This window comes from Metabacillus kandeliae, from assembly GCF_021166585.1.
Lineage (GTDB): Bacteria > Bacillota > Bacilli > Bacillales > Bacillaceae > Metabacillus_B > Metabacillus_B kandeliae.
Genome location: NZ_JAJOZE010000013.1, coordinates 88,846 through 98,651 on the forward strand (window position 1 = coordinate 88,846; position 9,806 = coordinate 98,651).

Genomic DNA, 9,806 nt, shown 5'->3' on the forward strand with positions numbered 1-9,806 from the left:
CAGCGTCCGCTTTCCGCGGGGCGGGCGGTGAGCCTCCATGGCGCCCTTGCGCTCCGGGGTCTCACCTGCCCTGCTGCTCCCGCAGGAGTCTCTAAATAAACAGGTGCGAAATAAATTAACATTGCCTTTTAGTAAAGCAAAAAACAAAGGCCGGATCTCATGACCCAGCCATTAAAAGAATTATTCCGGTTTTTTAACCTGTTTCTCATCTTCATCATCCATAATGCCTTTAGTGGCATTTTTAAATTCCCGCAGCGTTCTTCCGGCAGCCTTCCCTAACTCAGGAAGCTTCTTTGGGCCAAACAAAAGCAGTGCTACAAAAACAATTAATAGAATTTCTCCAAATCCCAAATTTGGCATTCTTGTTCCCACCTTTAAAGGTCAGTTTCTCAAACTGTGAAACGAAATATCCTTGCTCATAGAGGTTACTCTTCAGCAAAAAAAGTAAGAAGTTCTAATTGCAACAATTTTGCGAATAAAACGGCTGCCTATAGAAAATTATAGGCCATTGCTTTATAATTTGCAAAGTGAATTCCTTTTTTGAAAAGAAAAATATTCCAATAATACTAGAGGGTGTGTAGCGGCATATGGATATCATCAAAGCAATAATTATGGGTCTTGTCGAAGGACTGACCGAATTTGTTCCGGTTTCCTCGACAGGCCATTTAATTTTGGTTGGCGACTTGCTCAACTTTACAGGCCAAAAAGCAACTGTTTTTGAAGTAGTCATACAGCTGGGCTCAATATTGGCTGTAGTAGTGGTCTTTTGGAAAAGGTTATGGAGCCTGTTCGGCTTTTACAAGAAGGATTACAATTCAATCAGCGGCAAGTTAAACCTTATACATATCATTTTGGCTATGCTTCCTGCCGTTGTTATTGGTTTGCTTTTGCATGATTTTATTAAAAACGTTTTGTTTCATCCACTCCCGGTCGTCCTCGCCCTTATTGCCGGCGGTATTCTTATGATCTTTGCTGAAAAAAAGAAAACACCGGTTACAGCAGGTAGCCTTGATGAAGTCACATATAAGCAGGCTTTTGGAATTGGATTGTTCCAGGTGCTTGCGCTCTGGTCAGGGTTTTCCCGTTCAGGAGCTACGATTGCCGGAGGCTTGCTTCTTGGCCTGACTCATAAAACGGCTGCTGAGTTCACGTTCATTGTGGCGGTTCCGATTATGTTTGCAGCCAGCGGCCTAGATCTTGTGAAGAATCTTGATGTGTTAAGCACCTCAGATATCCCGGTATTTGCAGCAGGATTTATTACAGCATTTCTTGTAGCGATGCTTGCCATCGTATCATTCTTAAAGCTTTTATCAAAAATAAAGCTGACTCCGTTCGCTATATACCGTTTCGTTCTGGCTGCTGTCTTCATCATCTTCCAGATTCTTTAATAACTTGCACGAAAAAAGGCTGTCACTTTTGTGACAGCCTTTTTTATGCTTCTATTATGCTGATTTCGCTTCTTGTTTCTTCATTTGGCTTGGGTTAAATTGACCTTCCCATTTTGCTATTACTACTGTCGCTAGGGAGTTGCCGACAACGTTGACGACTGTTCTCGCCATATCAAGAATACGGTCAATGCCGGCAATGATTGCTAGGCCTTCTACAGGAATTCCTACAGAGCCCAAAGTGGCTAATAGGACAACAAAGGATACACCAGGCACACCGGCTATTCCTTTAGAAGTGACCATTAATACAAGAACGAGTGTAATCTGGGTTCCAATCGATAAATGAACATCGTACATCTGGGCAATAAAAACTGCCGCAATAGCCTGATACAGAGTGGACCCGTCCAGGTTAAAGGAGTAGCCTGTCGGCACGACGAATGAAACGATGGACTTTGGAACGCCGAATTTCTCCATTTTCTCCATGATTCTCGGGAGAACTGTCTCTGAACTCGAGGTTGAGTAAGCAAGGATCAGTTCATCCTTCAGCAGCTTGATGAGACTGAAGATATTTACTCCAACCACTCTAGCAACAAGGCCCAGCACAACAATAATGAAAAAGGCCATGCTGCCATATACGAGAATGGCAAGTTTGCTTAGTGATACTAGTGAATCAAGGCCGAATTTTGAAACGGTCACACCGATCAAAGCAAACACTCCAAACGGAGCAAACTTCATCACCTGGTTTGTCACATAAAACATCGCAGAGGCTGTTCCCTGGAAGAAATCCAGCACCGGCTTCCCTTTTTCTCCTATTGCTGTGACACCAAGGCCAAACAAAATCGAGAAGAAAATAATCGGAAGCATATCGCCTTTTACAATTGATTCAAAAACATTGCTTGGCACAATGTGAACAAAGGTTTCAGCGAACCCCTGGCTTTTCACCTCATTAGCTGTGCCAACGTAGCTAGATATATCTGACTTTTCCATATGCTTCATATCAATCCCACTGCCCGGCTGAAAAACATTGGCAGCAACGAGTCCGATAAGAATGGCAAATGTAGTAATAACTTCAAAGTAAAGAATGGTTTTAAATCCGAGCTTTCCAAGCTTTTTTGTATCTCCAACACTCGCAACCGCCACAATAATAGTAGAAATGACGATTGGAATGACAATCATCTTAATTAAATGAAGAAAGATATCACCGATCGGCTGCAGGTATGCTGGAAGGTTTGGGTTTCCGTAAAAGATTGCTCCAATTGCAATACCAAGAATCAAGCCAATCAAAATTTGCCAGGCCAGGCCAATTTTCTTCATAAGAATCACCCCTATTTCTTAAAGATTGAATAGTAAGATAACGTTGCCAAAACCAGGTAGACAGGGGACAGCACAATGCCTTTTAAGAACTGATAAACTGTCATGAAAGACAGCAGGCAAAAAGACGCTCATATTTTTGTATATTATATTAAAAATTAAATTTTCTCAACATTTTTTGTTTCTTTTTTCACAATTTGCGATGCTGATTGCGGAATATTTTCGTTTACTTCCTTATATATCAAGCCTTTTGAGCGATTTAAAATCCACTTATTGCTATCTTCATAGAAAACATTTTAGACCGCAATCATCTACCAAATATATCATCTCGGTTAAAAAATTATACTTAAAAAGGAAAAAACAGACTATTAAAGCTGTCAGTCTGTTTTTTCCTACCTTTTATACTCGTCTTTTAATAAACAGCACAATTCCAGCAGCTAAAGCCAGCAAACAGGCCGCAGAACCCGCAATTATGATTTGCTTTTGATGCTGGCCTGTTTGAGCATTAGAATTAGAGGAAACAGCGGTCTCACTCAGCAGCTTTTCCTTTGTCTGGCGCTTAGACGGCACCATTTTTTTGGAAGCGATGATATGATCATCTCCTCCAAGAACAGCAAGCGTCCCATCATCTTTTACTTCAGTATGAATTCTTTCATTTTTCTTTTTCGTATAGAAAAGCGGACTTTCTAAATGAAAATCCTTGCCCTTGCTGCTTTCAAATGAGATCTGAGGTGATATGCTTCCACTTTGAAAATGGGAAAATCCATAATCAAGCAGCTTTTCAGTATCTTCATAGGAGGCTTGATCAGAGGGTGCTTTCAGAGTAACAGCGATAACATCCATCCCATTCTGACTGGCAGTTGTAACAAGCGTAAAGCCAGCCTGGTGAACATAGCCATTTTTGCCGCCTGTTACCCCTTTGTAGTGTTCATGGAGAAGCTTATGATGTGTATATAAGGATGTCTGCCATTTTTCTCCGTCCCATTTCAGTTTAACCGTACCGAAGATTTCTCTAAATTCCCGATTTCGCATGGCATATTTTGTAATTTTTGCCATATCAGAAGCAGAAGTCAGGTGCTGCGGATGAAAAAGTCCATGGGGATTAGTGAAATGAGTCTCTTTTGTTCCAGCTTTCTCTTTCACGAACGTATTTAAATCATTGGCAAAGGCTTCTGTACTCCCGCTTAAATGCTCTGCGATCGCTACGCCAGCGTCATTTCCTGAATTAATCAGAAGACCTTGAATGAGCGTTTTCAGCCTGACTTTCTCGCCTTCTTCTAAATAAACTCTTGTTCCATCTGCATTACGTGCATTTTTGCTTACGGTGACCAAGTCATTTAAATGACCGTTCTCAATTGCGTAAATAGCTGTTGCGATTTTTGTAATGCTTGCAGGATACATTTGTGTGTTTTCATATTTCCCAAACAGCACTTTCCCAGATTTTCCGTCAATTAAAATAGCTGACTCGCTCGCTAAATCGGGTTTCTTTTCCCCTGCTCCAAGCACTGTCTGCTGTCCAAGCCCAGTAAAGAACAGCATAACAAGGGCTGCTAAACGAATGACGTTTTTTTTCATAAAGTTTCTCCTCAGGCTCCATAAAATCCTTCATTAGAATACCAATGCAGCCGAGGATTCACAATGTAACTTAATTCTATAATTTTGAAATAAATTCTTAATAATAAATATTTAGGAAATTCAGCTAAAAGGAAGAAAATATTGAGTGAATCAAATGGATTAGGAAGAGGTAAGAAGCGTTTCCAATTTAAATAGGAAGAAAAACAGCATTCTTTGCCGTTTAGTACGTGCGGTCATCCGCCTGCTTTCCCAATTTCATATGTCAAAACTCCCCTGAGAATAAGCTGTCCGTTATCTAAATGAGGCTTTATACCGAATTATTTATTTAGGGGTATTTTCAATAGAAAAAGCAGCTGGATAACCAGCTGCTTGTCATTACTTCGGTCCAATCATGTTCTCAGGACGGACAATTGCATCAAAGTCCTCTTCTGAAAGCAAGTCCAGCTCAAGTGCGGCTTCTTTCAATGTTAATCCTTTTTTATGTGCATGCTTCGCGATTTTCGCGGCATTTTCGTATCCTATATGCGGGTTTAGCGCTGTTACAAGCATGAGCGAATTGGTGACATTTCGGCTGATGACCTCTTCGTTCGGTTCAATACCTGCTGCACAATGGTCATGGAAGGATGCAATGGCATCGCTTAACAGATTGACTGATTGGAGAAAGTTGTACAGGATCACTGGTTTGAACACATTGAGTTCAAAGTTGCCCTGGCTTGCGGCAAAGCCGATCGCTGCATCATTCCCCATTACCTGAACAGCCACCATTGTCAGCGCTTCGCACTGAGTAGGGTTAACTTTGCCGGGCATGATCGAGCTGCCGGGCTCGTTTTCAGGTATCAGGATTTCCCCAAGCCCGCTGCGCGGACCGCTTGCAAGCCAGCGGACATCATTCGCGATCTTCATAATATCTGCTGCAAGTCCTTTAATGGCTCCATGAACATAGACTGTTTCATCATGTGAGGTAAGGGCGTGAAACTTATTTGGCGAAGACTTGAAAGGCAGAGTGGTGAGTTTTCCGATCTCTTCTGCTGTCCTGTCCCCAAATTCAGGATGGGCATTGATCCCAGTTCCTACCGCTGTTCCGCCGATAGCTAGATTATATAAATGCTCCGTGGATTGGGCGATCATCTCTTTTGACTTGGACAGCATATGCACCCACCCGCTGATTTCCTGTCCAAGTGTTATAGGAGTCGCATCCTGCAGATGTGTTCTTCCAATCTTTACAATCGATGAAAATGCCTCTGATTTTTCCTTCAGTGTATTTTCAAGCACGTCAATGCTTGAAAGGAGCCGGTCCTTCACCGCAATGACAGCCGCAATATGCATCGCAGTCGGATAGGTGTCATTTGAACTCTGGCTCATGTTCACATCATCATTTGGATGAATTCTATCGCTGAACCCTTTTTCTTCAAGCCATTGATTTCCTCTTCTGGCCACCACTTCATTCACATTCATATTGCTCTGTGTCCCGCTTCCTGTCTGCCAGACAACGAGCGGAAAATGTCCGTCAAGCTTGCCGGATAAGATTTCATCACAGGCAAGCTGTATAGCTGCAGCTTTATTTTCGCTAAGCTTGCCAAGAGCTTTATTGGCAAGGGCTGCGCTTCTTTTTAATACCGCAAATGCCCTGATGACCTCCATTGGCATCTTTTCTTCACCAATGCGGAAGTTCTCCTTGCTGCGCTGAGTTTGTGCCCCCCACAGCCTGTCCGCCGGTACTTCGATTTCTCCCATTGTGTCTCTTTCCACTCTTGTTTCCATGATATCCCTCCTGTTTAAACATGCAATCTTCTATCTTAAACCTATAAGAAAACGGATACAGAAGCAAGCAATGCACCTTTAAAGAATCATGTTTCCTGACTCCTCTTTCAGCTTTGAGTACATCGCTACATCATGGAAAACCTCGCGGGTGTATTCATGCGGCCGCATGACGCCTTCAAGCTGAAATCCGAGTTTCTCAAGCAATCTGATGGAATTGCGATTATCAGGAATGACCTTCGCTTCAATACGATTGTATTTCCATTCATCAAATGCCATTTGGATGATCCAGATGAGCGCTTCTTTCATTAAACCTTTGCCCCAGTATTCTTTATCCAGTTCATAGCCTATTTCTGTTCTCATGTTTTCTTCATCAAAGTAGTTAAATCCGCAAGTGCCAATGATCCGATTATCTGCTTTGTCCAATATCGTCCATCTGTAGCCCGCTTCCTTTTCAGAGAGGGCCTCCAGAATCAAAATCATGGATCGGGCATTTTCCAGTGAATTCATTGCCTGGATGTTCATAAACTCTGCTACATCATGATTTGACCAGATCCTATAAAGCTCTTCCGTATCTCTTTCTTTAATTGCCCGCAAAACAAGACGCTCTGTCTCTATAATTTTAGGAATACCCATTTTTCTCCCGCCTTTTAAACGTCAGCATTCTTTTTTCTATCATACCAAGATCTTCATTCAGATGCTGATTTGAACCCCTCTTCCTAAAAGCATACTTTGCGGGAAGCTTTTGCATCCTAAACAAGACTGTCTGCTGTTAAATTTGAAACTCTTCCGGGTATAAACCCGTAAAGAAGATTAATTTTCCATTAAAGGAGACGCCCTGAGATGCTTGAATCTAAGGAAGAAATTCTTAAAGCTTTAAAAGAAATTGATAAATGGGAGAAGGACCAAAAAGGGCTTTGGATTTGGGAAAGGATCGGCAGGATTCCTTTCAGGCTGCTGGACAAAGCAACCCCCGCTTTTATCCAAAAGAAAATCAGCGTCATGCTGGATGAGCTTGGACACTATCTTCAATCAGGCGGAAAGTATTTGACCAATAAAAAAATGGTTCTTCAAAAATTAAACAAGCTGACTGGCACCAGCTTAGAATCGATAGAAGACATCCGCCGTCTGCCTCTTGCAGACATGAAAGAGGTTTGCCTGCAGCTGATGTCTGCAAGAAAAACAGCTGCGGCTTTGCAGGGAGCAACGACAGGCTTTGGAGGCGTATTTACGCTTGCTGCTGATATTCCCGTGCTCCTCGGCCTCTCATTGAAAACCCTGTAGGAGATGGCAGTGGCACATGGATATGACCCTAACACAAAAGAAGAACGGATTTTCATTGTAAAATGCCTGCAATTTGCTTCTGCTGACACAGTTGGGAAGGAAGCCATATTAAATGAGCTTTCCTCCTTCCAGGACCGTTCAAAACCAAGTGAAGTATTCTCCCAGCTGCAGGGCTGGCGCGAGGTCATCTATTCTTATCGTGACACTTACGGGTGGAAAAAGCTTCTTCAGACAGTACCTGTTGCAGGCGTCATATTCGGCGCCTTTACGAACCGGTCTTTAATAAATGATGTCGCTGAAGCAGGCATGATGCTTTATCAAAAAAGAAGGGCATTGGAACGCCTGGAACAGCATGAAGAAAATTCAGCTCCGCAGTTAAACTAAAAATATTTTTCTCAATGCTCTCCTGATGGTTTACCTCCCCACCAACCGGGAATTGTATAAGCATATTACCCAGGAGGTGTTAGTAATGGAAAACCAGAACAAAGATTCATCTGTACATGAAGAGAAAGTAGCTAATCAATTGGATTCTATGGACAAAGAGGATATGGATCAAGTACTGAACAGCTTCCAGACTTTTAAAAACCACTTGGCGGATAAGGTAGGCAAGGGAGAAAAAATGGGCTTAAGCGAAGATGTTATGGCAAAGGCAGCGAAAAAGACTGCTGATTATTTAGCTGACAACGTGGAGCCTAGAAACCGTGAAGAATATTTGCTAAACCAGCTATGGGACTGCAGCAATGAAGAAGAAAAGAAACATCTTAGCCATATTTTGGTGAAAATGGCTAAAGACGAAAAAGAATCAGCTTAAAATAAAACTGTTTATTTAGATAAGCAAGAAGAAATCCAAAAAGTATGTTCTCACTTTTTGGGTTTTTTTAATCAGTGCAGGATTATGATGCAGCGCAGCCCAGCAGCAGATAACTGAAAATAAAAAAAGCAGGGCAATGAAACTGCCCCGCTTTTTTGCTTTATTGTGCTGAAACCTTGTGCTTTTTTATGGAACTGGCGGCTAATCCGATGACTGTACCAAAAATTGCCGGCAGAAGCCATCCAATTCCCTGTTTGTATAAAGGGATGCTTGTCATTACAGGATCAAAGGAGCCTGACAATATTGTCTTGTTCATAAATTCAAAAAGGCTGTAGATTCCAGTAAAAAGAATGGCAGCAGGATAAACTGCAAAGTAGTTTTTCAAATAGGGATACAGCAGCCCCAACACAATCAGCACGACGGTAATGGGATATACGATGCTTAGGATGGGTACTGAAACAGCGAGAATTTGATTCAGCCCAAGATTGGCGATCAGCATACTGAGCAGCGTGAAAAGGATTACCCAATTCCGGTAGCTCATTTTTGAAAACAGCTTGTTAAAATATTGGCTGCAGGAAATAACAAGTCCAATGGACACGCAAAGACAGGCAGAAACAAACAGGATCCCAAGTATGACCACTCCGGCATTGCCAAAAAGAGCGCTGACGATCGCTGTCAGTACACCAGCCCCGTTCTCTTCGCTTCCAGTTCCAGAGGATGACGCCCCCAGAAATCCAAGGATAGCGTAAATTCCAGCTAAAAGAATGCCGGCTCCTATTCCAATATAGATCATGTTTTTTGAAATATTCTTCTGGCTGCTAATTCCTCTTGAGCGGACGGTATTGGCAATAAACACACCAAACACAAGAGCCCCAAGCGCGTCCATTGTTAAATATCCATCAAGAAATCCCTGAAAAAATGAATTTTCTTTGTAAGCTCCTGCAGGAGGAGCAAAATCACTGTCCGGTGAGAACAATTTTTTAATAAAAATGAGAGCAATAATTCCTAACGTAACGGGTGCAAGCACCTTGCCAAACCGATCGACAAGCTTGGACGGACTTAGCGAAAGCCATAAAACAAGGCTGAAAAAAGCAAAACTGAAAAGGGCAAGCATCAGCGGATTTCCCGTAAGAGCCTGTGGAATAAACGGCTTCATTCCCATTTCGTAAGCAATCGTTCCTGCACGGGGAATCGCAAGCCCTGGTCCGATGCACAAATAAATGATAACCGGGAAAACAAAAGCAAACAGCGGATGAACCCGTCTGTTCAGCTCATCAAAGCTGCCATTAATCGCAACAGCAATAACAGCCAGAACAGGAAGGCCTACAGCTGTTATAACAAAGCCCCCTAATGATGACCATACAGACTGGCCTGCTGAATACCCCAAAAAGGTAGGAAAAATGAGGTTGCCTGCCCCAAAAAACATTGAAAACAGCATAAAACTGATCAGTATAATGTCATTCCTTTTAAGTTGTTCCATTTTTCTCTTCCCTTCAGGTGTATTGGAAGCTTTAGCGCCCTAAAGCAAACAAGTGCGAAAACTATTCATGTAGTATAACAACTCCCCATTGTTTTTTCTACAGATTTTGCAAAATACTAAATTTTGATAGATATGTCACATTTGGATCTTTGCAAATTAGGATACATCAATGATTCATTTATTATTTTCATTATTTCAGCGC

General features: G+C 42.1%; 8 protein-coding genes and 1 pseudogene. 3 read left to right on the forward strand and 6 right to left on the reverse strand.

The window, feature by feature from the left end; genetic code table 11:
• Nucleotides 1-180: 180 nt before the first annotated feature.
• On the reverse strand, nucleotides 181-360 hold the full coding sequence (locus tag LRR81_RS18845; protein ID WP_231790953.1) for a twin-arginine translocase TatA/TatE family subunit: 180 nt from the start codon (nucleotides 358-360) through the stop codon (nucleotides 181-183).
• Between the two features lie 227 nt (nucleotides 361-587).
• Here LRR81_RS18845 and bacA point away from each other — a divergent pair, with 227 nt between their 5' ends.
• Nucleotides 588-1,388 (forward strand): undecaprenyl-diphosphate phosphatase, encoded by an 801-nt coding sequence (gene bacA, locus LRR81_RS18850; RefSeq protein ID WP_231790954.1) that lies wholly within the window; start codon nucleotides 588-590, stop codon nucleotides 1,386-1,388.
• Between the two features lie 54 nt (nucleotides 1,389-1,442).
• Here bacA and LRR81_RS18855 read toward each other — a convergent pair whose 3' ends face one another.
• The 4 genes from LRR81_RS18855 to LRR81_RS18870 form a co-directional block, all read right to left on the reverse strand.
• The gene (locus tag LRR81_RS18855; RefSeq protein WP_231790955.1) at nucleotides 1,443-2,699 is read right to left on the reverse strand and encodes a cation:dicarboxylate symporter family transporter; all 1,257 of its coding nucleotides are present in this window, start codon (nucleotides 2,697-2,699) and stop codon (nucleotides 1,443-1,445) included.
• Nucleotides 2,700-3,095: 396 nt separating this feature from the next.
• Nucleotides 3,096-4,271, reverse strand: coding sequence for a D-alanyl-D-alanine carboxypeptidase family protein (locus LRR81_RS18860; RefSeq protein WP_231790956.1), 1,176 nt, complete (start codon nucleotides 4,269-4,271; stop codon nucleotides 3,096-3,098).
• 375 nt (nucleotides 4,272-4,646) lie between these two features.
• Complete coding sequence (gene fumC / locus LRR81_RS18865) at nucleotides 4,647-6,032, reverse strand: class II fumarate hydratase (RefSeq protein ID WP_231790957.1); 1,386 nt, start codon at nucleotides 6,030-6,032, stop codon at nucleotides 4,647-4,649.
• A 78-nt stretch (nucleotides 6,033-6,110) separates the two neighbouring features.
• Nucleotides 6,111-6,665: a GNAT family N-acetyltransferase gene (locus LRR81_RS18870; RefSeq protein ID WP_231790958.1), complete on the reverse strand. Its 555-nt coding sequence runs from the start codon at nucleotides 6,663-6,665 to the stop codon at nucleotides 6,111-6,113.
• A gap of 207 nt (nucleotides 6,666-6,872) precedes the next feature.
• On the opposite strand from LRR81_RS18870, the pseudogene LRR81_RS18875 reads away from it, so the two are divergent.
• Nucleotides 6,873-7,697, forward strand: a pseudogene (locus LRR81_RS18875) (EcsC family protein).
• Nucleotides 7,698-7,782: 85 nt separating this feature from the next.
• On the forward strand, nucleotides 7,783-8,124 hold the full coding sequence (locus tag LRR81_RS18880) for a DUF3243 domain-containing protein (protein ID WP_231790959.1): 342 nt from the start codon (nucleotides 7,783-7,785) through the stop codon (nucleotides 8,122-8,124).
• Between the two features lie 160 nt (nucleotides 8,125-8,284).
• Here the strand turns inward: LRR81_RS18880 and brnQ are convergent, their stop codons facing one another.
• Nucleotides 8,285-9,604 (reverse strand): branched-chain amino acid transport system II carrier protein, encoded by a 1,320-nt coding sequence (gene brnQ, locus LRR81_RS18885; RefSeq protein WP_231790960.1) that lies wholly within the window; start codon nucleotides 9,602-9,604, stop codon nucleotides 8,285-8,287.
• Nucleotides 9,605-9,806: the final 202 nt, after the last annotated feature.